The 23,273-nt window shown below is 51.8% G+C and carries 19 protein-coding genes; 4 read left to right on the plus strand and 15 right to left on the minus strand.

Going from position 1 to position 23,273, the window contains the following annotated elements; translation table 11 throughout:
• Positions 1 to 231: 231 nt before the first annotated feature.
• Complete coding sequence (locus tag A0G03_RS21375; protein ID WP_072062021.1) at positions 232 to 1,824, minus strand: ABC-F family ATPase; 1,593 nt, start codon at positions 1,822 to 1,824, stop codon at positions 232 to 234.
• Positions 1,825 to 1,941: 117 nt separating this feature from the next.
• On the opposite strand from A0G03_RS21375, the gene A0G03_RS21380 reads away from it, so the two are divergent.
• The 4 genes from A0G03_RS21380 (at position 1,942) to treC (ending at position 7,162) form a co-directional block, all read left to right on the plus strand.
• A complete protein-coding gene (locus A0G03_RS21380; RefSeq protein WP_048259490.1) occupies positions 1,942 to 2,838 on the plus strand; it encodes a PhzF family phenazine biosynthesis protein in 897 nt (298 codons plus the stop codon).
• Positions 2,839 to 2,851: 13 nt separating this feature from the next.
• Complete coding sequence (locus tag A0G03_RS21385; protein WP_048259489.1) at positions 2,852 to 3,412, plus strand: GNAT family N-acetyltransferase; 561 nt, start codon at positions 2,852 to 2,854, stop codon at positions 3,410 to 3,412.
• 574 nt (positions 3,413 to 3,986) lie between these two features.
• Positions 3,987 to 5,405, plus strand: a complete 1,419-nt coding sequence (gene treB / locus A0G03_RS21390; RefSeq protein WP_048259488.1) for a PTS trehalose transporter subunit IIBC — start codon at positions 3,987 to 3,989, stop codon at positions 5,403 to 5,405.
• A 65-nt stretch (positions 5,406 to 5,470) separates the two neighbouring features.
• Positions 5,471 to 7,162: an alpha,alpha-phosphotrehalase gene (gene treC, locus A0G03_RS21395; protein WP_048259487.1), complete on the plus strand. Its 1,692-nt coding sequence runs from the start codon at positions 5,471 to 5,473 to the stop codon at positions 7,160 to 7,162.
• Between the two features lie 128 nt (positions 7,163 to 7,290).
• Here the strand turns inward: treC and elaB are convergent, their stop codons facing one another.
• The 14 genes from elaB to A0G03_RS21465 all read right to left on the minus strand — a co-directional run bounded on the left by elaB (position 7,291) and on the right by A0G03_RS21465 (position 22,976).
• Positions 7,291 to 7,602 carry a stress response protein ElaB gene (gene elaB / locus A0G03_RS21400; protein WP_048259486.1) on the minus strand — a complete coding sequence of 104 codons (312 nt, stop codon included), beginning with the start codon at positions 7,600 to 7,602 and terminating at the stop codon, positions 7,291 to 7,293.
• Positions 7,603 to 7,790: 188 nt separating this feature from the next.
• A complete protein-coding gene (gene nuoN / locus A0G03_RS21405) occupies positions 7,791 to 9,248 on the minus strand; it encodes an NADH-quinone oxidoreductase subunit NuoN (protein WP_048259485.1) in 1,458 nt (485 codons plus the stop codon).
• Between the two features lie 6 nt (positions 9,249 to 9,254).
• On the minus strand, positions 9,255 to 10,790 hold the full coding sequence (gene nuoM / locus A0G03_RS21410) for an NADH-quinone oxidoreductase subunit M (RefSeq protein WP_048259484.1): 1,536 nt from the start codon (positions 10,788 to 10,790) through the stop codon (positions 9,255 to 9,257).
• 100 nt (positions 10,791 to 10,890) lie between these two features.
• Positions 10,891 to 12,741 carry an NADH-quinone oxidoreductase subunit L gene (gene nuoL / locus A0G03_RS21415; protein WP_048259483.1) on the minus strand — a complete coding sequence of 617 codons (1,851 nt, stop codon included), beginning with the start codon at positions 12,739 to 12,741 and terminating at the stop codon, positions 10,891 to 10,893.
• Positions 12,738 to 13,040, minus strand: coding sequence for an NADH-quinone oxidoreductase subunit NuoK (gene nuoK / locus A0G03_RS21420; protein ID WP_005969835.1), 303 nt, complete (start codon positions 13,038 to 13,040; stop codon positions 12,738 to 12,740). Before nuoK ends, nuoL begins: the two co-directional genes overlap by 4 nt.
• On the minus strand, positions 13,037 to 13,597 hold the full coding sequence (gene nuoJ / locus A0G03_RS21425; protein WP_048259482.1) for an NADH-quinone oxidoreductase subunit J: 561 nt from the start codon (positions 13,595 to 13,597) through the stop codon (positions 13,037 to 13,039). The genes nuoK and nuoJ overlap by 4 nt, the downstream gene beginning before the upstream one ends.
• 9 nt (positions 13,598 to 13,606) lie before the next feature.
• Complete coding sequence (nuoI, locus tag A0G03_RS21430; RefSeq protein WP_005969838.1) at positions 13,607 to 14,149, minus strand: NADH-quinone oxidoreductase subunit NuoI; 543 nt, start codon at positions 14,147 to 14,149, stop codon at positions 13,607 to 13,609.
• Positions 14,150 to 14,166: 17 nt separating this feature from the next.
• Positions 14,167 to 15,141, minus strand: coding sequence for an NADH-quinone oxidoreductase subunit NuoH (gene nuoH / locus A0G03_RS21435; protein WP_048259481.1), 975 nt, complete (start codon positions 15,139 to 15,141; stop codon positions 14,167 to 14,169).
• Positions 15,138 to 17,864 carry an NADH-quinone oxidoreductase subunit NuoG gene (nuoG, locus tag A0G03_RS21440; RefSeq protein WP_048259480.1) on the minus strand — a complete coding sequence of 909 codons (2,727 nt, stop codon included), beginning with the start codon at positions 17,862 to 17,864 and terminating at the stop codon, positions 15,138 to 15,140. Before nuoG ends, nuoH begins: the two co-directional genes overlap by 4 nt.
• A 187-nt stretch (positions 17,865 to 18,051) precedes the next feature.
• Positions 18,052 to 19,401, minus strand: a complete 1,350-nt coding sequence (nuoF, locus tag A0G03_RS21445) for an NADH-quinone oxidoreductase subunit NuoF (RefSeq protein ID WP_048259479.1) — start codon at positions 19,399 to 19,401, stop codon at positions 18,052 to 18,054.
• On the minus strand, positions 19,398 to 19,943 hold the full coding sequence (gene nuoE, locus A0G03_RS21450) for an NADH-quinone oxidoreductase subunit NuoE (protein WP_011094553.1): 546 nt from the start codon (positions 19,941 to 19,943) through the stop codon (positions 19,398 to 19,400). The genes nuoF and nuoE overlap by 4 nt, the downstream gene beginning before the upstream one ends.
• Positions 19,944 to 19,945: 2 nt before the next feature.
• Positions 19,946 to 21,745, minus strand: a complete 1,800-nt coding sequence (gene nuoC / locus A0G03_RS21455) for an NADH-quinone oxidoreductase subunit C/D (protein ID WP_048259478.1) — start codon at positions 21,743 to 21,745, stop codon at positions 19,946 to 19,948.
• A 98-nt stretch (positions 21,746 to 21,843) separates the two neighbouring features.
• The gene (locus tag A0G03_RS21460) at positions 21,844 to 22,518 is read right to left on the minus strand and encodes a NuoB/complex I 20 kDa subunit family protein (protein WP_005969846.1); all 675 of its coding nucleotides are present in this window, start codon (positions 22,516 to 22,518) and stop codon (positions 21,844 to 21,846) included.
• Positions 22,519 to 22,535: 17 nt separating this feature from the next.
• On the minus strand, positions 22,536 to 22,976 hold the full coding sequence (locus tag A0G03_RS21465; RefSeq protein WP_011094555.1) for an NADH-quinone oxidoreductase subunit A: 441 nt from the start codon (positions 22,974 to 22,976) through the stop codon (positions 22,536 to 22,538).
• Between the last annotated feature and the right edge of the window lie 297 nt (positions 22,977 to 23,273).

The following is a 23,273-nucleotide window of genomic DNA, read 5'->3' on the forward strand; positions in this document are numbered from 1 at the left end:
CATTAGTTTTTTATTTCATGCAGTTACGATGACTATTTCTTTTCTTTTTTAACAATTTCGAAAAAAACACCGCGTTTATTAAAGTTCGTTAATTTGGGTAAAAAAACAGACAGGATAAGTGAATATTTCCGCTCAATGACGACATCGGCAAGAAGAGATAAAAAAGAGAGAGGAATTGAGAATACCCGTTCCCCGTCCTAAACAGTGGCTAGGACGGGAACGGTTTATGGCTTACTGAATACCCTGACTGCGCAGGTAATCTTCATAGTTACCGGTGAAATCGTTCACTTTATTTGGCGTCATTTCCAGAATACGGGTTGCCAGCGAGCTAACAAATTCACGGTCATGGGAAACGAACAGCAGCGTCCCTTCATACATTTCCAGCGCCATGTTCAGCGATTCAATCGATTCCATATCGAGGTGGTTGGTCGGTTCATCCATTACCAGAATATTCGGACGCTGCATCATCAGCTTACCGAACAGCATGCGACCCTTTTCACCACCGGATAAGACCTTCACTTTCTTCTTGATATCGTCCTGACTGAACAGCAAACGACCGAGCACGCTGCGTACGGCTTGTTCATCGTCTTTTTCTTGTTTCCACTGACTCATCCAGTCAAACACCGTCAGCGTCTCATCGAATTCGTATTCGTGATCCTGTGCGTAGTAACCAATTTGAGTATTTTCCGACCACTTAACGGTGCCGCTATCTGGTTTGAAATCACCGACCAGCGTTTTCAGCAATGTCGATTTACCCACACCGTTGGCACCCAAAATGGCGACTTTTTCACCCACTTCGATCATGAGACCCAGCTTGCTGAACAGCGGGCCGTTATCAAAACCTTTGGTCAACGCTTCAACTTCCAGCGCATTACGGAACAGTTTCTTATCCTGATCAAAACGGATAAACGGGTTTTGCCGGCTGGAGGCTTTCACTTCATCCAACTGAATTTTATCGATCTGGCGCGCGCGCGATGTCGCCTGTTTGGATTTAGAGGCATTGGCGCTAAAGCGGCTAACGAACGATTGCAGTTCGGAAATCTGTGCTTTCTTCTTGGCGTTATCAGACAGTAAACGCTCGCGAGCCTGCGTCGCCGCCGTCATGTATTCATCATAGTTACCCGGATAAACACGCAGCTCGCCGTAGTCCAGATCCGCCATGTGTGTACAGACCATATTCAGGAAGTGACGGTCATGCGAGATAATGATCATGGTGCTGTTACGCTCATTCAGCACCTGCTCCAACCAGCGGATAGTATCGATATCCAGGTTGTTGGTCGGTTCGTCGAGCAGCAGGATTTCGGGATCGGAAAACAGTGCCTGTGCCAACAAAACACGCAGTTTCCAACCGGGAGCAATTTCGCTCATCAAGCCATAGTGCTGATCAACAGGAATCCCCACGCCCAGCAACAGTTCGCCCGCGCGTGATTCTGCGCTGTAGCCATCCATCTCACCGTATTCCACTTCCAGATCGGCCACTTTATAGCCGTCGGCTTCGCTCATTTCAGCCAATGAGTAGATACGGTCGCGTTCTTCTTTTACCGCCCACAGCTCGCCGTGGCCCATGATAACGGTATCCAGCACACTGTATTTTTCAAACGCGAACTGATCCTGACGCAGTTTACCCAGACGTTCATTGGGATCGAGGAAGACGTTACCGCCACTCGGCACCAGGTCACCGCCGAGAATCTTCATAAAGGTAGATTTACCGCAGCCATTCGCGCCGATCAAACCGTAACGGTTGCCGCCGCCAAATTTAACGGAGATGTTTTCAAACAACGGCTTGCTGCCGAACTGCATGGTGATATTGTTGGTACTTAACACAGCACTTATACTCGAGTCGGAATGTGATTTGGCGCGCATTATGCCACAAGCGCGCGATAGGATCGCGGTTAGTTTTGAGTAATATTTAATCGATAGCGCATACAGGAGAGAAATGCGATGCCTATAGTACGTCGTTTCAAACAGGTCGATGTTTTCACCCAGCAGCCTTTCAAGGGCAATCCGCTTGCCGTCATTATGGAAGCGAATGGGTTAACCGATGAGCAAATGCAAGATATCGCCCGCTGGACAAACCTGTCAGAAACCACGTTTGTTCTGCCAGCCACCGATCCTTTAGCGGATTATCATGTGCGCATTTTTACGCCAGAATCAGAAATCCCGTTTGCTGGTCACCCCACGCTAGGCACCGCTCACGCCCTGCTGGAAGAAGGATTGCGTCCTAAATCTCCGGGGCAGTTGATACAACAATGTGGCATTGGTTTGGTTCCAATCAACATCGGTGATGATGAGAGCCTCGCTTTTCACGCACCACAGGCCACCATCGTTCCGTTTGGCGATGAGCACATGCCGCTAATGGAAAAAGCGCTGGGCATTACCAACCTTGGTGCTACCTGCATCGATAACCGCTATCCACCTGCTGCCGTACACATGGGCATTCGCTGGCTGGTGATTCGTGTAGACAGTGCTGACACCTGTCTGAACATCATACCGGATGCAGAAGCGCTCGCCGCAGTGGAAAACCTCAGCCAGACCAACGGCATCGCCATCTATGGCCCACACGATGGGGCGACGCCTGCTGATTATGAAGTTCGCACGTTCTACATTGAACGCGGCCATCTTAAAGAAGATCCCGTTACGGGCAGCGCCAATGCCTGTCTGGCAGCGTTGCTTCGTCAGCATCACTCAATGAATAATATCGACGCACCGCTCAGTTATCTTGTGCGACAAGGCACGATGCTGCAACGTGACGGCCGAATTACCGTGACTTATCTGAACGATGAACCTTGGATCGGCGGGCACAGCGTCACGATCGTTGATGGAACGTTGCAGCGTTAAAAGGAGGGGCTTTATGGAACCGTTATCTACAGATACGTTATTTGGAGACAAGCTGTATGAGCTACGCCATCAGCCCCATCTGCGCCTAACGATACAGGAAGAGAGCGACGCTGAGGCGCTCTTTACCTTGATTCAGCAGGAAAAACCACGTCTACGGCGAACGTTGCCTTGGCCGGATTCCGTCAAAAGCGTCGATGACACGCGAGAAACCATTCGCGGCAACAGAAAGACGTTCTTCGACAAAACGTCCGCGGTATACGTCATCCGCTGGGACGATGCGCTGGCAGGCATCGTTTCCTTCAACACGATCCAAAATAAAGAAGGCGTCATCGGCTACTGGCTCGCCGAAGAATTTGAAGGTAAAGGCATTATTTCTCAGGCCGTCAGTACGCTGATAGCAGCCTATACCGATGCAAACCTCGTTGAGCGCTGCTTCATCAAAGTCTCAACCGCCAACACGCGTAGCAACGCCGTCGCCCAACGACTCGGCTTCCTTTTTCATCACACAGAGGAAGATGCGGAGCAGATTGGCGAGCAGTGGTTCGATCACCATATTTATCACTATTCCGGCTGACACGGGCTCGTAGTGTATCCTCTCACCTGATTCGCGGTGCTATCGGGCGCGCATCAGGTTCTCTTCACACCTCCGTGCATTTCATTTACTCACTCGTTATATTTTTGTGACTAACATCACAAAAATGTTGAAATCCAATTTCATCTCCGCTAACATTAAAAACGTGATGAACATCACACTTAATTAACCCGTTAGAGGAGTCTGATAATGACTATGCTTCGTAAAATCAGCAAATTCTTTAAAAGAATGGGAGACGTTTATGTCAGCTACTGTGAACGTATTGGTTCAATCATCAGCCCGTTCTGATTGTGATATAAACAATCTCTAAAGCCGCCTACTACAGGCGGCTTTTGTTTTTATCCTATTCCCACATTACCTTCATTCCCCTTCCTTTTTTGTCTACTCGCACATCACAGATTTGTGCAGCACGCCGCATGCCTGAGCATTCTCTTTTAAAAACAGCCCAATACATTTTCCTCTCACGGCAAAATCATCATTAACAGGCTATGCTTTTCTGTAGCGGTACTTGCTTCGCGTCCCCGACGTCTGCGCTAAAAGATATAAGGACATGACTATGAGTAAAGTTAAGCAACAGGATATTGACCGTCTGATCGAGCTGGTCGGCGGACGTGAGAACATCGCGGCTGTCACGCACTGCATCACTCGCCTTCGCTTCGTCTTACACGATGCTTCCAAGGCACATCCCAAAAATATCGAAGAAATGCGCATGGTGAAAGGCTGCTTCACGAATGCCGGACAATTTCAGGTCGTGATCGGCACTAACGTAGATGAGTATTACAAAGCGCTGCTCGCTACCACGGGAAAAGGAGAAATTAATAAGGAAGAAGCCAAAGTCGCCGCCCGCCAGAATATGAGCTGGTTTGAGCGCAGTATTTCACACTTTGCCGAGATCTTTTTCCCGCTACTTCCCGCGCTCATCAGCGGGGGCTTGATCCTTGGGGCGCGTAACGTTATCGGCGACATCCCGATGCGCGACGGACAAACGCTGGTACAGCTCTACCCTACCTGGCAAACCGTCTATGATTTCCTCTGGTTACTGGGCGAAGCCATCTTCTTCTACCTCCCCGTAGCCGTCTGCTGGTCAACCGTACGCAAAATGGGCGGCACACCGATTCTCGGCATCGTTCTGGGCATCACGCTAGTGTCACCACAGTTAATGAACGCCTATCTCATCGGTCAACAAACGCCCGAAGTGTGGAATTTTGGCTGGTTCACCATAGAGAAGATAGGCTATCAAGCGCAGGTCATCCCTTCCGTATTAGCTGGGATGGCGCTAGCGTTAATCGAAATACGGCTGAAAAAAATCGTGCCGGATTACCTCTATCTGGTGGTCGTGCCCGTAACATCGCTCATTCTGGCCGTTTTCCTGGCACACACGTTGATTGGTCCGTTTGGTCGTATGATTGGCGATGGCGTCGCCTGGGCCGTTAAGGCGGTGATGACAGGTAGCTTCGCCCCGGTTGGTGCCGCGCTGTTTGGGTTCTTGTATGCGCCGCTGGTCATCACGGGCGTGCACCAAACGACATTAGCGATTGATATGCAGATGATTCAGAGTATGGGCGGCACGCCAGTCTGGCCACTCATCGCACTGTCCAACATTGCGCAGGCGGCTGCCGTCGTCGGGGTGATTATCGTCAGCCGGAAAGCCAACGAACGCGAAATCTCTGTTCCTGCTGCGATTTCCGCTTTTCTTGGCGTAACCGAGCCGGCCATGTACGGTATTAACCTGAAATACCGCTTTCCGATGCTGTGCGCCATGATCGGCTCCGCCGCCGCTGCGCTCATTTGCGGCCTGTATGGCGTAACGGCAAACGGCATTGGCGTAGGGGGATTACCGGGCATCCTCTCCATCAAGCCACAGTTTTGGGGGATCTTTGCGCTCGCGATGCTGGTTGCCGCCGTCATTCCGATTCTGCTGACCGTGCTGGTCTATAAGCGCAAAAGTCGCAATGGCACGCTAGATCCCGCATAACCGCCCTAACATCTATTCAGCCGCGTCAGTTGAGCCGCGGCGATATCGCTGCAGGAGGATTTTTCATGAGTACATCACTCCCCTGGTGGCAAAACGGCGTGATTTATCAAATCTATCCGAAGAGCTTTCAGGACAGTACCGGAAATGGCATTGGCGACATCGCCGGTGTCACCGCCCGACTCGATTACCTGCAACAGCTGGGCGTCGATGCTATTTGGCTGACTCCGGTTTACCTTTCTCCTCAGGTTGACAACGGCTATGACGTGGCCGACTACTGCGCTATCGATCCAACCTACGGCACGATGGCCGATATGGAAACGTTGATCGCCGAAGCACATCGACGTCGTATTCGTATCGTCATGGATATGGTGTTCAACCATACCTCTACGCAGCACCACTGGTTCCAGAACGCTCAGGATCGCCGCAGCCCCTATCGTCATTTTTATATCTGGCGTGATGGTAATGACGGTGCACCGCCCAATAACTGGCGTTCAAAATTTGGCGGCCCGGCCTGGCGGTGGCACGCAGAAAGCAAACAATACTATCTGCATCTGTTCGCCACCGAACAAGCCGATCTGAACTGGGAGCACCCGCGCGTACGGAATGAATTAAAGCAGGTCTGTGAATTTTGGGCGGATAAAGGCGTAGACGGCATGCGGCTAGATGTGATCAATCTGGTCTCCAAGCAGCAGGATTTCCCATCAGACACACAAGGCGATGGACGCCGTTTTTATACCGATGGACCACTTATTCACGATTACTTACAAGAGTTCAGTCAGGATGTTTTTCAACCGCGCAGCTTGATGACCGTCGGTGAGATGTCATCGACCTCACTGGAACATTGCCGCCGCTACGCCGCACTGGACGGCAGCGAACTCTCCATGACGTTCAATTTTCATCATCTGAAAGTCGATTATCCCAATGGGGAAAAATGGACGCTGGCGGAACCTGATTTTATCCAACTCAAGCAGATTTTTAACCACTGGCAGCAGGGTATGCATAACCACGCCTGGAATGCGCTGTTCTGGTGTAATCACGATCAGCCACGCATCGTGTCGCGTTTTGGCGATGAAGGCGAATTCCGCGTGCAATCCGCCAAGATGCTGGCGATGGTGCTTCACGGTATGCAGGGCACGCCCTATATCTATCAGGGCGAAGAACTGGGTATGACCAATCCTGGCTATACGCAAATTGAACAATATCGCGATATTGAAAGCCTGAATCAATTTGCCGAACAACGCGATCGAGGTCAGGCAGATGAGCAAATCTTAGCGATCCTCGCCAGCAAATCGCGCGATAACGGCCGTACGCCGATGCAATGGGATGACAGCGATCATGCTGGATTTACGACTGGCACACCGTGGATAACCCCATGCCAGAACTTTCCTCACATCAACGCAGAGCAGTCGCTGGCAGATAAAGAGTCCGTCTTTTACACCTACCAGCAGCTTATCGCTATGCGTAAAGCGCTTCCGCTGCTAACGCACGGTGACTATCAGGATTTGCTGCCAGATCACCCTAACGTCTGGTGCTATCAGCGCACTTGGGAGGGGCAACGGCTTCTGGTTCTGGCAAACCTCAGCAAACAGCCCCTGCGCTGGCAGCCTCCGATGGAGACCCACGACCGCCGTTGGCGACTGTTATTTAGCAATTATTCTGATGCACAGCCGCAACCGGCAATACTGGAGTTGCGACCATTTGAAGCCATGTATTGGATACAGGGAATGCAGGAGAAAGAGGATAAGATCCAAGAATAGGGAGTATAAGGAGATGTAGCGGGGTTACCCGCTACATCGTCAAACATGTTAGATGAATTCTTTAGGAGTTCGCTCCGACCTTGCTCGCCGTTACCAAGCGATGGTGACAGAGCAATGTGTCGCAGAAACTAGCGCTTAGCCAGCAATAATCCCAGCACCAGACCGACCGTGGCGCCTATACCGATGCCGTGCCACGGTTTGTCATGCACATAAACATCAGCTTTATCCGCCACCTGCTTGGCACGCGCATAATAGCTGTCAGTCACGCCAAGGCGGGCTTTAACTTCCAGCAGCGCTTTTTCCGCCCCCTTCTTCAAATCAACATAAGCTTGGTCGGCCTGATCCCCCGTATAGCGCAGTACCTCATCCAGCGTTTCAGACAGAAGTTTTAAATCATCATCGACACGAATTTCTTCAGGCTGTTTTTTTGTCGCCGCCATAAAGTGCTTCCTTCTGTTATGAAAAGTCATGAGTTATAAATCGTTACCTTCTTAACTATAGACAATTTTGCGCGACTTCTACGGTTTCAATAGACCAGATCATTCCTAAAACAGATTTTACTGGTATAAAAAACGCCGTTGATTCTCATCAACGGCGCTTCATTACTCAACCCGACTCTCGTCAGCGGTTACATCATTGGCTGCGCCAATTGCACCAGAGAGATAAGCGGCTGCGGGTACAGACCAAAGAACAGCACAGCGATGGAAGAGATCAATACGACCACACCACCCGCGGTTAATGCCCAGTTGTTTGGCGTATCACGCTGCAACACCTGCGGTGCATTCAGGAACAAACTGACCATCACACGCAGATAGTAGTACAGGCCAATGGCGCTACCCAGAACAACCGCACCGGTCAACCACCACAGTTCAGCATTCACACCGACAGCCAACACGTAGAACTTACCGAAGAAGCCCAGCGTCATAGGGATACCCGCCAGCGACAGCATCATTACCGTCATCACCGCAGACAGAATCGGCTTATGCCAGAACAAACCACGGTAAGAGAACAGCGAATCAGCATCTGGACCACGATAAGGGCTAGACATCAGGCTAACCACACCGAACGCGCCCAGACTGCTGAACAGGTAACCGACCAGATAAACGCCGACAGTTTCCAACGCTAGTTGATGACTCTGAACCGCAATCAGGGCAACCAACAAGTAACCCAGATGCGCGATAGAGGAGTAACCGAGAAGACGTTTGATATTAGTCTGCGATACCGCCATCACGTTACCGAACAGGATCGACGCGAATGCGATAACGCCCAGCACGATTCTGACGGATTCACTGTCAGCCACTGGCGCGTACAGGAACAAACGCATTACCGCACCGAAAACCGCAATCTTACCGGCCGTTGCCAGAAACGTAGACACTGGCGCAGGTGCACCCTGATACACATCAGGCGTCCACAACTGGAACGGAACCAGAGACAGTTTGAAGCCCAGACCAACAATCATCATCCCCAAACCTGCCAACAGCAGCGGCTCATGGATTTGATGATCGCTCAAGCTCTTACCGAGGCTGGCAAAGCTCATATCGCCGGATTCAGCATAAATCAGCGCCATCCCAAACAGCAGGAAGGAAGACGCCGCCGCCGACAGCAGCATGTATTTAATACTGGCTTCCAGCGAACGCTTCAGGCGGAAAGCATAGCCGACCAGACCAAACAGCGGCAGAGAAAGCAGTTCAATCCCGATGAACAGCGAAGCCAGATGGTTAGCGCTCGACAGCAGGATCCCACCTAACGCAGCAATGAGAACCAACAGATAGAACTCATCACGGTTGTCTGGGTAGCCTTGCAGCCACGGATAAGCAAACGTGCTGGTTGCCAGGCTGGCAAGCAGAACCAGCCCGGTATAGAACATCGAGAAGCCATCAACACGCAGCAGCGGCGTCACGTCCGTTGGGCCAACCTTGCCGACAAAGTACAGTGACAGCAACGCAATATTCAGGCCGATAACCGTCATGGTTGCGTTGACAAAATGGTTGCGTCGCCACGCAATGCACAGCATCACAACCACTACCGTCAATCCGACGATCAACAGCGGCGATAGCGCAATTAGTTGTTGAAGAGTTATTGTCATGGCGAATTACGGCCTTGTTGTTGAAATAATTGAATCTGGAGCAGACGACATAAACCACTGCTGGATATTTGACATCGCGGCACTGGAGGTATCCAGAATCGGTTGCGGGTAAACCCCTAACAACACCAGTAATACCACCAACAGCATCACGATAGACAATTCGCGGAGCGACATACTCTTCAGTGGTTCATCAGATTTAGGCGTACCGTAATAAGCACGCTGGATCATGATCAGTGAGTAGACCGACGCAAATACCAGACCGAAGGTTGAGATCACCGTAATGACTGGCACAACCTGATAGCTGCCGAACAGAATCATGAATTCGCCGACAAAGTTACCCGTACCCGGCATACCCAAGGTCGCCACAGCAAAGAACAGAGACAGTGCAGGCAGGAATTTCAGACGAGACCACAGACCGCCCATTTCACGCATGTCACGGGTATGCAGACGTTCGTACAGTTGGCCACACAGAATAAACAGACCGGCAGCAGACAAGCCGTGCGCAATCATCTGAATCACTGCACCCTGATAAGCCAGTTGACTGCCAGAATAGATAGCAATCATCACGAAGCCCATGTGCGACACCGAGGTGTAAGCAATCAGGCGTTTGATATCCGTCTGTTTGAACGCCAGCCATGCGCCGTAGAAGATACCAATCACACCCAACCACATAGCGATCGGTGCAAAGGCATGAGAGGCATTCGGGAACAGCGGCAGGCTGAAACGCAGCAGACCATAGGCCGCCGTTTTCAGCAAGATACCCGCCAGGTCAACAGAACCCGCTGTCGGAGCCTGACTGTGTGCATCCGGCAACCAACCGTGCAACGGCACGACCGGCATTTTTACAGCAAACGCGATGAAGAAGCCCAGCATCAGCAGATATTCAACGCCATACGACATCGGCGTCTTCAGCAGGTCTTCATAGTTGAACGTCCAAACGCCAGTGGCATTGTGATGCACAAAGACCAGCGCCAGAATCGCGATCAACATGATCAAGCCGCTCGACTGGGTATAAATGAAGAACTTGGTCGCCGCCGTAATTCTGGTTTTACCGTCAGAGCCTTTATGCCCCCACAGCGCAATCAGGAAGTACATCGGCACCAGCATCATTTCCCAGAAGAAGAAGAACAGGAACATGTCGATGGCAAGGAATACGCCAATAACGCCGCCCAGAATCCACAGCAGGTTCAGGTGGAAGAAACCCTGATAGCGCTGAATTTCATTCCAGGAACAGAGGATTGCCAACACACCCAGCAAGCCAGTCAGCACCACCATCAGCAGCGACAGGCCGTCCAGCGCAAGATGAATACCGATACCGAAGCGCGGGATCCACGGCACATAAAACTCGGATTGCCATTGTGGTACGCCTGTCGGCGCCGTCAGTGAGTAACCGCCTTGCAACCACAGTTGCAGAGACAGTGCGAGTGTCAGCCCCATTGCAATCAACGCTATCCAGCGCGGTACTTTCGTACCAAAACGCTCTAACTGCCAGCACAGCAGACCGCCGATAAAGGGGAGAAGAATTAGCCAAGGTAGTAGCATGGCGTTTTGTGTCCCTAAATTAAAGAAATCTGAAAACTTGCCGTGGCGGGCATCCCTGTCTGCGGAATGCCCTACCTTTTATACGTTACCGGATACTGCCTTACACCAGCAGTAACAAGCCCAGCACCAGTACGGCACCAAAGCCCATAGAAGCAACGTACCAGCGCAACTGACCATTCGCACTGAGCGCCAGTCCACGATTACCCCAGCGGGTAACGGTAGCCGGAAGGGTCATCAATGCATTTAACGGATCACGCTGCAACAGCTTCGCGATAGCCAGATACGGTTTAACAAAGACATGGTCGTACAACCAGTCGAAGCCCCACGCGTGGAACCACCAGGTCGAGAAGAAACGACCTGGGGCACTCTTCGCGATGCTATTCACGGCCTGACGTTTACCCAGCCACAGCACAGCGGCAAGCAGAATACCGGCAATCGCTACCACGCCAGAAGTAATTTCCAGCGTCATCAACTGGCCGTGTTCAAGCTCAGTCGTCGCCGGTAATACACCGTGCAACGGCGGAACAATCATCGCACCAATAAAGGTGGACAGAATCATCAGCACAACCAGCGGTAAGTGGTGAGAAATGCCTTTTCCTGCATGCGCCTTAATTTTCTCTTCACCGTGGAACACGATGAAAATCATACGGAACGTATACAGCGAGGTCATGAAGGCACCAGCCAATCCAGCCACCATCAGATTGATGTGACCATTTGCCCATGCGCCAGCCAGAATCTCGTCTTTACTGAAGAAACCTGCGGTAACCAGCGGCAATGCAGATAGCGCCGCCCCCCCGACCAGGAAGCAGACATAAACCAGCGGAATCGTTTTACGCAGGCCGCCCATCTTGAAGATGTTCTGCTCATGGTGGCAGGCCAAAATCACCGAACCAGAAGAGAGGAACAGCAGCGCTTTAAAGAATGCGTGCGTCATAAGGTGGAAAATCGCGGCATCCCATGCCTGAACGCCCAGCGCCAGGAACATGTAACCAATCTGGCTCATCGTAGAATAGGCCAGCACGCGTTTGATGTCGGTTTGCACCAGAGCGGCAAAACCCGCCAGCACCAGCGTTACAGCGCCGACAATGCCCACCAGATGCAGAACATCCGGCGCCATCAGGAACAGGCCGTTGGTACGCGCAATCAGGTAAACACCTGCGGTAACCATCGTCGCGGCATGGATCAATGCAGATACTGGCGTTGGGCCAGCCATCGCATCTGCCAGCCAGGTTTGCAGCGGCAGCTGTGCTGATTTACCAACCGCACCACCCAGCAACATCAACGTAGCCCAGGTGATTTCTGGCGAACCTTCAGCTAATTTCTGCGGTGCCAAGACCATCAGTTCGCGGAAGTTGAGCGTGCCCAATTCTTTGTAAAGGATGAACAGAGCAAAGGCCAGAAAGACGTCACCCACACGCGTAACAATGAAGGCCTTCATCGCTGCCGCGCCGTTTTTCGGATTGGTGTAGTAGAAACCGATCAGCAGATAACTGCACAGTCCTACCCCTTCCCAACCGAGGTACATCAGCAACAGGTTATCAGCCAGTACCAGAACGACCATACTCGCGATAAACAGGTTGGTGTAAGCGAAGAAGCGAGAATATCCCTCTTCCCCACGCATATACCAAGAGGCAAACAGGTGGATAAAGAAACCGACACCGATCACCACGGACAGCATCGTCACAGAAAGACCGTCGAGCATCAGCGTTACGCTAATGTCGAAATTACCAACGGTCATCCATGTCCACAAATGCTGATTAAAGAAGGTGACACCGCCGCTGTGCTGCTGGCCCATAAAATCGACCACAACCCAAGCGGTAACCAGCGCAGCCAGACCAATCGAGCCAACACCGACAGTCGCTGACGTATTTTCTGACCAGCGACCACGGGAAAATGCCAGCAACAGAAAGCCGAGCAGCGGGAAGAGTATTGTTAAATAGAGTAAGTTCATCCGCGCATCTCACTGACTGTATCAATATTCAGGGTCTGACGACGACGATACATCTGTAGCAACAATGCCAGACCAATACTGGCCTCGGCTGCTGCCAGTGTAATCGCCAGAATGTACATCACCTGACCATCTGGCTGCTGCCAGTAGCTACCCGCGACGACAAAAGCCAGCGCAGCAGCGTTGATCATAATCTCCAGACTGATCAACATAAACAGCAGGTTACGACGAATCAACAGACCAGTCAGCCCCAGAACAAACAGAATAGCGGCTAAAATCAACCCGTGTTGTAACGGAATCATGCGCGTTCCCCCGTTATTTTTTTCTCAACGTCCTGGTTCGCGCTTTCTTTATTGACAACGTCACCACGTTTATCTTCACGACCAATGTGGAAAGCGACAACCAATCCCGCCAGCAGCAGCATTGACGCCAATTCAACTGCCAGAACATAAGGCCCAAACAGGCTGATACCCACCACTTTCGCCTCAACAGGCGTGCCAGTGATGCCCTGATCTTTCAGGCTAAGGATGGCGTTGACCACAATCACCAGTAACGCCAGTGAGAGAATACTTGGACCAATCCAGACGCTGGGTTTCAGCCAATTCCGCTCTTGTTCTTCGACAGAAGAGCCGAGGTTGAGCATCATGACCACGAACACGAACAGCACCATGATGGCACCCGCATACACGATGATGCTCAGCGCGCCGGCAAAATTAGCCCCCAGCGAGAAAAAGACGCCCGCAATCGCCATGAGCGAGGTGACCATATACAACAATGCATGCACAGGATTGGTATGCGTAATGACGCGCAGTGTCGCCAATATCGCAATCAAACCTGTGGTATAAAAAGCGAATTCCATGCTAGCTCCTTAGGGCAACAGGCCTTTGACATCAATAGGTTTGGCTTCATTTTCAGCTTCGCCTTTGTCTTTCCCATCGATTGCCATACCAGCCATCCGGTAGAAATTGTATTCCGGATATTTACCCGGCCCCGATATCAGCAGATCTTCTTTCTCGTACACCAGATCCTGACGTTTGTACTCGCCCATCTCGAAATCCGGCGTCAGCTGGATAGCTGTTGTCGGACACGCTTCTTCACAGAAGCCACAGAAAATGCAGCGCGAGAAGTTGACGCGGAAGAACTCGGGATACCAGCGACCATCTTTGGTTTCCGCTTTCTGCAATGAGATACAGCCGACCGGACAAGCCACCGCACACAGGTTGCAAGCAACACAACGCTCTTCACCATCAGGATCGCGCGTCAGTACGATACGACCACGATAACGTGGTGGTGGATTCACCGGCTCTTCTGGGTACATCCTGGTTTCGCGCTTCTTAAAAGCATTCGATCCCACCATACAGATACTGCGTATCTGGGTGCCGAAACCAACCACTAACTCTTTCAATGTCATGGTTTATTCACCCCTTCTTAAGCGTTGTACAAAATGACGGCGGCGGTCGCCAGCAGATTCAAAAGCGTTATCGGCAGACAGACTTTCCAACCGAAAGCCATCACCTGGTCATAACGTGGACGGGGTAACGAAGCACGAATCAGGATGAACATCATCATGAAAAAGCCAGTTTTCAGCGCAAACCAGACAAACGGTGGCAAGAACGGACCATGCCAGCCACCGAAGAATAAGGTCACCATCAGCGCAGAAACGGTAACAATCCCGATATATTCGCCCACGAAAAACAGACCGAACTTCATGCCGGAATATTCAATGTGGTAACCATCGGCCAGTTCCTGTTCAGCTTCAGGTTGGTCAAACGGGTGACGGTGACATACCGCCACGCCTGCGATGGCAAACGTGATAAAGCCGAAGAACTGCGGAATAACGTTCCACAAATGTTCCTGAGAATCGACGATGTCACGCATGTTGAACGAGCCCGCTTGTGCGACAACGCCCATCAGCGACAGGCCGATGAAGACTTCGTAGCTCACGGTCTGAGCGGAAGCACGTACCGCTCCCAGCAACGAGTATTTGTTGTTACTCGCCCAACCAGCAAACAGCACTGCGTAAACGGCCAAACCCGCCATCATCAGGAAGAACAGGATACCGATGTTCAGATCGGCGACACCCCAGGTTGGCGTGATCGGCACAATCGCAAAGGCAATCAGCATTGATGTAAACGCGATCATCGGTGCCAACGTGAAGATCACCTTATCGGTAAAGTTCGGCACCCAGTCTTCTTTGAAAAACATTTTGATCATGTCAGCGACAAGCTGTAATGAACCGCCCCAACCTACCCGGTTCGGTCCATAACGTCCCTGGAAGAGGCCAAGCAGTCGACGTTCACCCATACTCATGAATGCGCCACAGGTCACCACAACCAGCAGAATCACGATCGCTTTTCCGACGGTGATCAGAATCTCGATTAATTCCGGCGTTAACCAACTCATTGTGCGGCCTCCCGCAGATTTTCAACGGTTGCACCCGCCAGCACCGGTGCAATACCCGGCAAGCCCAGCGGTAAACCAACCTGTCCCTGACTCAATGCCGCACTTAAGCGCAGTGGCAGACGTAGCGTTTGCCCTGCACAGGTCAACTCCAGCAACGTACCGGCGTTTACACCCAGCGTTGCCGCATCAGCCGGGTTTACCATCACGTAAGGCTCTGGCATACGCTGCTGAATTACGTCAGAACGCTGTGACATTTCATCACTACCAAACAGGTGATAATACGGCGCAACGCGCCATTGACCCGCTTGTGGGACGAAAGCCGCAGGAATGTTGTCGAAATACGCCAGAGAACCTTCGCCAGCTTCGATCATACGCACACCCGGATCGCCATGACGCAAATGTCCGCCCACTTCGTCCTGGAATTTGTTCCAGGCTTGCGGTGAGTTCCAACCTGGTGCCCAGGCAAACGGAATCTGCTGACGATTGGCCGTCGGACTGTTGTTCCCTTCCATTGAGAAAGCAAACATGGTGTCTTTATCGACAGGCTGACGCGGTTCATGCACGCTGATATTGGCACGCATCGCAGTACGGCCGCTGGAGCGAATCGGTGAACGCGACAGTTTCTGACCACGAATACGGAACGAAGCGTCCGGTGCGGCATCTTTAATCGCAGCCAATTGCGGCAGTTCAGCGACACACGCGTCAATCACGTTATCCAGTTGCGTCCAGTCAACCTGACGGCTGTTATAGGTGATATACAGCGAGTGCAGCCAGCGCCAGCTTTCCAGCATTACAATTTTGTCGTTGTAGTACGTTGGGTCATAAACCTGGAAGAAACGCTGAGCGCGGCCTTCCTGATTCACCAACGTACCGTCGCTTTCAGCAAAGCTGGCGGCAGACAGAATGATGCTGGCCTTGTCCATAATGCGAGTACGCTGATGATCGACCACAATCAGGTTCTCAGCTTTTTCCAGTGCCGCATCAACGCGAGCGACCGGTGCATGACGGTAGAGATCGTTCTCCAGAACCACCACGCTGTCGGCTTCGCCGTTTTCTAACTGCACCAGCGCGTCATCCAGCGAACCGCCGCCCATGATTGACAACCCAATGCTGTTTGCAGCAGGTGCAACAAAGGTAATACCGACGTCAGAGCCGCGATTTTTCAGCGCTTTGGCAACGTTTGCCGCAGCAGAGATCACATCTTCGCTGCCCGCGTTAGTGCCGGAAATGATGAGCGGTTTTCTCGCACCAGCCAGTGCCTGTACGATGATATCGACTTTCTGGTCGAGACCTGCAGCGAGGTCAGTGACTGCTGGGGCACTGCTATCTAACCCGTGTGCAATCGCAAAACCAAGACGCGCCTGATCGGCAACGGGTGCACGGTAGTTCCATGCAGCAATGTCGTCCAGACGGGTGTTGTCGACGTTAGTGACAAACAGCGGGTGCTTGGCATGCTGACCAATGTTCATGATCGCCGCAATCTGCCAGTCAGCCACTTTCTGTGCTGCTGCCATTTCGCGAGCTTTGCCTTTAACGGCCTGACGAACGGCCAGTGCGATACGCGCACCCGTCTGTGTTAAATCTTCACCCAGAATCAGAACTGCATCGTAGCCTTCGATCTCACGCAGCGCTGGCGTTCTTACACCGCTTTCGCGCAGCACTTTCAAGATCAGTTGCAGGCGATTTTGTTCTTCCTGCGCGATACCGGTATAGAAGTTCTCTGCACCCACCAGCTCACGCAACGCGAAGTTGCTTTCAATGCTGGCACGCGGTGAACCAATACCGATGGTTTTCTTCGCCTGACGCAGAACATCCGCAGCACCTTGCAGTGCCTGATCGGCATTCAGCGCGATCCAATCATCACCACGACGCTGCAGTGGTTGGCTTGGACGGTCTTTCTGGTTGACATAGCCGTAACCAAAACGGCCGCGGTCACACAGGAAATAGTGGTTTACGCTACCGTTGAAGCGGTTTTCGATACGGCGTAACTCGCCATAGCGTTCGCCGGGGCTGGTATTACAGCCGATGCTGCACTGTTGGCAGACGCTCGGTGCAAACTGCATATCCCATTTACGGTTATAGCGCTCGGAGTGCGTTTTATCGGTGAATACACCGGTAGGGCACACTTCAACCAGGTTACCGGAGAATTCGCTTTCCAGCGTGCCATCTTCCGGGCGACCGAAGTAGACGTTGTCGTGTGCGCCGTAAACGCCGAGATCTTTACCATCCGCATAGTCTTTGTAGTAACGCACGCAGCGATAGCATGCGATACAGCGGTTCATCTCATGAGAAATGAACGGCCCGAGATCCTGATTGCGGTGGGTACGCTTGGTGAAACGGTAGCGACGGAAGTTCTGCCCCGTCATAACCGTCATATCCTGCAAATGACAGTTACCGCCTTCCTCACACACCGGACAATCATGCGGGTGGTTGGTCATCAGAAACTCAACTATCGTCTTACGGAATAGTTTCGCTTCTTCATCGTCAATCGCGATGAACGTTCCTTCGGTTGCTGGTGTCATACAAGACATCACCAGACGACCGCGAGTATCTTCCGCGTTTTGATACTGTTTTACCGCACAGAGGCGGCAGGATCCGACGCTCCCGAGCGCGGGGTGCCAGCAAAAGTAAGGAATATCAAGTCCCAGAGTCAGGCAAGCTTCCAGAAGGTTGTCCGCTCCGTTTACTTCATACTCTTTGCCGTCTACATGAATAGTAGCCATAGTCAGCATGCTTCCATAATGGCCCGTGTTGCCACAGGCGCTAATCAAAAATTCTGTATACCCTCATCTTTCAAACCGCAAATGCGTTGGCTACCTGCGCCTTGAAATCTATTGGGTTTATGAGGGTGGCTTATTTGCGCCACCCTGCGGATACATTCACTGCATCTCGCACGTGTTAGGCACTGGTTTACCAGCGCTCTTTCAACAGGTTAGGCTGAATACCGCCAATCGCTTTGAGGTTGCCTAAATACTGTTTAGAGATACCAGCTTCGAATTCTTCTCGGAAATACTTAATGGCACTTTGCAGCGGCTCGACCGCACCCGGCGCATGCGCACAGAAGGTGTTACCCGGCCCAAGGAAGCGGCAAAGCTGTTCCAGCGTTTCGATATCGCCAGGCTGGCCTTCACCATTTTCCAGCGCACGCAGAATCTTCACGCTCCACGGCAGACCATCACGGCACGGTGTACACCAGCCACAGGATTCACGGGCAAAGAACTCTTCGAGATTACGCGTCAACGAGACCATATTGATTTCGTGATCGACCGCCATCGCCAGCGCGGTACCCATACGGCTACCTGCTTTTGCAATGTGCTCAAAATCCATTGGTAGATCGAGATGGTTTTCCGTCAGGAAGTCCGTACCTGCACCGCCCGGCTGCCAAGCTTTCAGTTTCAGACCATCGCGCATGCCACCCGCGTAGTCTTCCAGAATCTCACGCGCCGTGGTGCCGAAAGGCAGTTCCCACAGGCCCGGATTCTTGACGCGGCCGGAGAAACCCATCAGTTTCGTGCCTGCATCTTTACTTTTACCGGCAGACAGTCCCTGATACCACGCCGCACCGTGCTCAATAATCGCCGGTACGTTACACAGCGTTTCGACGTTATTGACACAAGTTGGTTTGCCCCAAACACCCGCAGACGCCGGGAAAGGCGGCTTGGAGCGAGGGTTGGCACGACGGCCTTCCAGCGAGTTAATCAGTGCAGTTTCTTCACCGCAGATGTAACGCCCTGCACCCGTATGCACGAACAGCTCGAAATCAAACCCGCTGCCCAGAATATTCTTGCCTAACAAGCCAGCGGCTTTTGCTTCTTCAATTGCGCGACGCAAGTGAACAGCAGCTTCGATGTACTCGCCACGCAGGAAAATGTAGCCGCGGTAGGCTTTCAGCGCAAAGGCGCTGATTAGCATGCCTTCAACCAGCAGGTGGGGCTCTTGCTCCATCAACAGGCGGTCTTTATAAGTACCTGGTTCCATCTCATCCGCGTTACATAACAGGTAGCGGATGTTCATGCTTTCATCTTTCGGCATCAGGCTCCATTTCAAGCCTGTTGAAAAGCCCGCGCCGCCACGTCCTTTCAGACCTGCGTCTTTAACCAGCGAGACCACTTCATCCTGCGCCATACCCGTTAACGCTTTTTGCGCAGCGACATAACCATTTTTACTGCGATATTCATCCAGCCACACCGGCTGTTTGTCTGCGCGTAAACGCCAGGTCAGAGGATGCTGCTCAGCAGTCAGAACAATGTCTTTACTCATTGATACTGCTCCAATAACGATTCGATACCTTCCGGCGTCACATGGCTGTGGGTATCGTCGTCAATCATCATTGACGGCCCCTTGTCACAGTTACCCAGGCAGCAGGTCGGCAGCAGCGTGAAACGTCCATCGAACGTTGTCTGCCCCGGTTTGATGCTGAGCTTACGCTCAAGCGCAGCCTGAACACCCTGATAGCCATTGATGTGGCACACGACGCTATCGCAATAGCGAATAATATGACGCCCGACTGGCTGGCGATAAATCTGGCTGTAGAACGTTGCCACACCTTCCACGTCACTGGCGGGGATACCCAGCAGATCGGCAATCGCGTTGATAGCACCATCCGGTACCCAGCCACGTGCTTTTTGCACAATTTTCAGTGCTTCAATTGACGCGGCACGTGCATCTTCGTAGTGATGCTTTTCGTGCTCAATGGCGTCACGTTCGGCGTCACTCAATACAAAAGCATTTTCTTTTGTCAGCGAATCGGCAGCAGGTTGTCCCTGAGCGTCAATATGATCGTGATTGTTGTGATCATGCATAATTAGCGGTCCACATCTGACATTACGAAATCAATACTGCCGAGGTAAACGATTAGGTCGGATACCAGACATCCACGAATTACAGAAGGAATCTGTTGCAGATGCGCATAGCTCGGCGTGCGAATACGGGTACGGTAGCTCATCGTGCCGCCGTCACTGGTCAGGTAATAGCTGTTGATGCCTTTTGTTGCCTCAACCATCTGGAATGATTCATTGGCAGGCATAACCGGTCCCCAGGAAACCTGAAGGAAGTGGTTAATCAGCGTATCAATATGCTGCAGCGTGCGCTCTTTTGGCGGCGGCGTCGTCAGCGGGTGATCCGCTTTGAACGGCCCTTCCGGCATGTTCTTGAGGCACTGATCCAGAATCCGCAGGCTCTGACGCAGTTCTTCAACTTTCAGCATAACGCGGCTATAGCAATCGCTAATGCCATCGCCTACTGGCACTTCAAAGTCAAAGTTTTCATAGCCTGAATACGGACGCCATTTACGCACGTCGAAACCGATGCCTGTGGCACGCAGACCTGCACCAGTTACGCCCCACTCCAATGCTTCTTTCGCATTGTAGGCGGCAACGCCTTGAGTACGGCCTTTCAGAATGGTGTTCTGCAACGCGGATTTGACATACGTGTCCAAACGAGCTGGCATCCAGTCGAGGAATTCACGCAGCAGACGCTCCCAGCCACGTGGCAGGTCGTGCGCGACACCGCCAATACGGAACCAGGCTGGGTGCATACGGAAACCGGTAATCGCTTCAACCAAATCGTAAATTTTCTGGCGGTCAGTAAACGCAAAGAACACCGGAGTCATTGCCCCGACGTCCTGAATATAGGTACTGATATACAGCAAGTGGCTGTTAATGCGGAACAGTTCGGACAGCATCACGCGAATCGTTTTGACACGATCCGGCACCTCGATACCCGCCAGTTTTTCAACGGCCAGCACGTACGGCATTTCGTTAACGCAGCCGCCAAGGTATTCAATACGGTCGGTATAAGGAATGTAGCTGTGCCAGGACTGACGCTCGCCCATTTTCTCCGCGCCGCGATGGTGATAACCCACATCAGGCACGCAGTCGACGATTTCTTCGCCATCCAACTGCAGAATAATACGGAAAGCACCGTGAGAAGACGGATGGTTCGGACCGAGGTTGAGGAACATGAAGTCCTCATTTTCAGTGCCGCGCTTCATTCCCCACTCTTCCGGTTTGAACGTCAGCGATTCCATTTCCAGATCTTCTTTCTGCTTGGTCAGCTCGAAAGGATCGAATTCAGTCGCACGCGCCGGATAATCTTTACGCAGCGGGTGACCTTCCCACGTCTGCGGCATCATAATGCGCGTCAGATTTGGATGACCATTGAAGGTCATGCCGAACATCTCCCACGTCTCCCGCTCATACCAATTGGCATTCGGGAAGAGTTTGGTCACGGTCGGTAAATGCAGATCATTCTCGGCCAACGCGACCTTCAGCATGATGTCGCGGTTACGTTCGATAGAAATTAAGTGGTAAAAAACGGAGTAGTCGGCGGCAGGTAAACCTTCACGATGGGTACGCAGACGCTCATCCATTCCGTGCAGGTCAAACAGCATGACATAAGGCTTCGGCTGTTTTTTCAGGAATGTGACAACATCGAGTAATTGCTCACGTTTAACCCACACAACGGGAATACCTGTGCGGGTTGCCTGTACAGTAAATGAATCTGGTCCAAAACGGTTACACAGTTCGCCAACGACCGGATCGTTAAGATGATCGCGGGTTTGCCAGCCTGGCTGAGCGAGATCGTGTGTCGTTAAATCTGTCATAAATATGTCACCACATTAAATGTGCTATTTCTGTATCTGATAATGACCGCACACTATTATCGGGGTATTACACGGCCACCGGATTTATCAGCTACAGGTCAAATCTCATCAGGCGAACGCAGGTTAGTCACAGCGATTCGCTCGCCGCGTTTGCGCTCACGCTCAGATTGCATGTTGGCGCGGTAAACGCCCTGTTCACCTACCACCCATGACAGAGGGCGGCGTTCTTTACCGATAGATTCTTTCAGCAGCAGCAGCGCTTGCATGTAGGCTTCAGGGCGCGGAGGGCAGCCCGGAATATACACATCAACAGGCAGGAATTTATCTACACCCTGAACGACGGAGTAGATATCGTACATGCCGCCGGAGTTGGCGCATGCGCCCATGGAGATAACCCATTTAGGTTCAAGCATTTGCTCGTACAGACGCTGAATAACGGGAGCCATCTTGGTAAAACAGGTACCAGCAACCACCATGAAGTCAGCCTGACGTGGCGACGCACGCAGAACCTCAGCACCAAAACGCGCAACGTCATGGACGGCAGTAAACGACGTCACCATTTCTACATAGCAACAGGAAAGGCCGAAGTTATACGGCCACAGGGAATTCTGACGACCCCAGTTCACCGTATCGTGTAATGCATGTTCCAGTTTGCCCATATAGACACTGCGGTGAACATGTTGCTCCAGAGGGTCGGAAACGATCTCCTGACGTTGCAGGGGATAACGGTCATTCTCACCGTCCGGCTCTATGCGGGTGAGCGTATAGTCCATCTTAAAATGCCTCGCTGTTACTGCGGATGAGTGTTGGTAGTGTTGATGATGTCTGATTTAACGACTTGTCTCTTGGAACGTACCGGGGTCCAGTCAAGTGCCCCAACGCGTACCAGATAAATCAAACCAGCCAACAGCACCAAAATGAAAATGGTTGCTTCTATGAAGCCAATCCAGCCGCTTTCTTTGATAGACACAGCCCAAGCGTAGAGATAGAGGGCCTCAACGTCGAAGATAACGAAGAACATAGCGACAAGATAAAATTTAGCAGACAGACGTAGCCGCGCTGAACCCACTGAGTCGATCCCGGATTCATAAGGTACGTTTTTGGCTCTGCCTTTTGCTCTCCCGCCCAGCAAGAATCCACCGGTCAGCATGAAGACGCAAAGGCCTATGGCGATGATTAGGAATAGCGCAAACGCCCAATGATGGGCGAGGATTTCAGTAGTTGTTGACATTCTCTTTGCTTACTCATCAAAAGTGGCGGGTAACATCTCTGCTCTATTATCGGCAGTTAATGGGCCACATCGATTAAAAGGAAGGATTAATAACCACAAAAAAGCATGGAAACGTGTCAAGTAACCCTTGCTTGGTATGGTTGAGCCCCTAAATTTGTAACCTTTTTTTCAACCTTACTAAAAATAACAGTACATTACTTTACATGCACGCTGTTTTGTTAACATTTTGTGTGCTCACCCGCAGCTAAATCGAGTCAGTACTTTCGCCGGTTAACCAGAGAACAGCGACACAGAAAG

The organism is Pectobacterium peruviense, from assembly GCF_002847345.1.
Classification (GTDB): domain Bacteria; phylum Pseudomonadota; class Gammaproteobacteria; order Enterobacterales; family Enterobacteriaceae; genus Pectobacterium; species Pectobacterium peruviense.

Bases quoted from the DNA above. Each gene is read 5' to 3' on its own strand.
- A0G03_RS21380 (WP_048259490.1), top strand. From the start codon at position 1,942: ATGCCTATAGTACGTCGTTTCAAACAGGTCGATGTTTTCACCCAGCAG.
- A0G03_RS21460 (WP_005969846.1), bottom strand. From the start codon at position 22,518: ATGGACTATACGCTCACCCGCATAGAGCCGGACGGTGAGAATGACCGT.
- A0G03_RS21465 (WP_011094555.1), bottom strand. From the start codon at position 22,976: ATGTCAACAACTACTGAAATCCTCGCCCATCATTGGGCGTTTGCGCTA.
- A0G03_RS21385 (WP_048259489.1), top strand. From the start codon at position 2,852: ATGGAACCGTTATCTACAGATACGTTATTTGGAGACAAGCTGTATGAG.
- nuoN (WP_048259485.1), bottom strand. From the start codon at position 9,248: ATGACAATAACTCTTCAACAACTAATTGCGCTATCGCCGCTGTTGATC.
- nuoK (WP_005969835.1), bottom strand. From the start codon at position 13,040: ATGATTCCGTTACAACACGGGTTGATTTTAGCCGCTATTCTGTTTGTT.
- nuoJ (WP_048259482.1), bottom strand. From the start codon at position 13,597: ATGGAATTCGCTTTTTATACCACAGGTTTGATTGCGATATTGGCGACA.
- nuoH (WP_048259481.1), bottom strand. From the start codon at position 15,141: ATGAGTTGGTTAACGCCGGAATTAATCGAGATTCTGATCACCGTCGGA.
- elaB (WP_048259486.1), bottom strand. From the start codon at position 7,602: ATGGCGGCGACAAAAAAACAGCCTGAAGAAATTCGTGTCGATGATGAT.
- nuoL (WP_048259483.1), bottom strand. From the start codon at position 12,741: ATGAACTTACTCTATTTAACAATACTCTTCCCGCTGCTCGGCTTTCTG.
- nuoM (WP_048259484.1), bottom strand. From the start codon at position 10,790: ATGCTACTACCTTGGCTAATTCTTCTCCCCTTTATCGGCGGTCTGCTG.
- nuoI (WP_005969838.1), bottom strand. From the start codon at position 14,149: ATGACATTGAAAGAGTTAGTGGTTGGTTTCGGCACCCAGATACGCAGT.
- nuoF (WP_048259479.1), bottom strand. From the start codon at position 19,401: ATGAGTAAAGACATTGTTCTGACTGCTGAGCAGCATCCTCTGACCTGG.
- nuoE (WP_011094553.1), bottom strand. From the start codon at position 19,943: ATGCATGATCACAACAATCACGATCATATTGACGCTCAGGGACAACCT.
- treB (WP_048259488.1), top strand. From the start codon at position 3,987: ATGAGTAAAGTTAAGCAACAGGATATTGACCGTCTGATCGAGCTGGTC.
- nuoG (WP_048259480.1), bottom strand. From the start codon at position 17,864: ATGGCTACTATTCATGTAGACGGCAAAGAGTATGAAGTAAACGGAGCG.
- treC (WP_048259487.1), top strand. From the start codon at position 5,471: ATGAGTACATCACTCCCCTGGTGGCAAAACGGCGTGATTTATCAAATC.
- nuoC (WP_048259478.1), bottom strand. From the start codon at position 21,745: ATGACAGATTTAACGACACACGATCTCGCTCAGCCAGGCTGGCAAACC.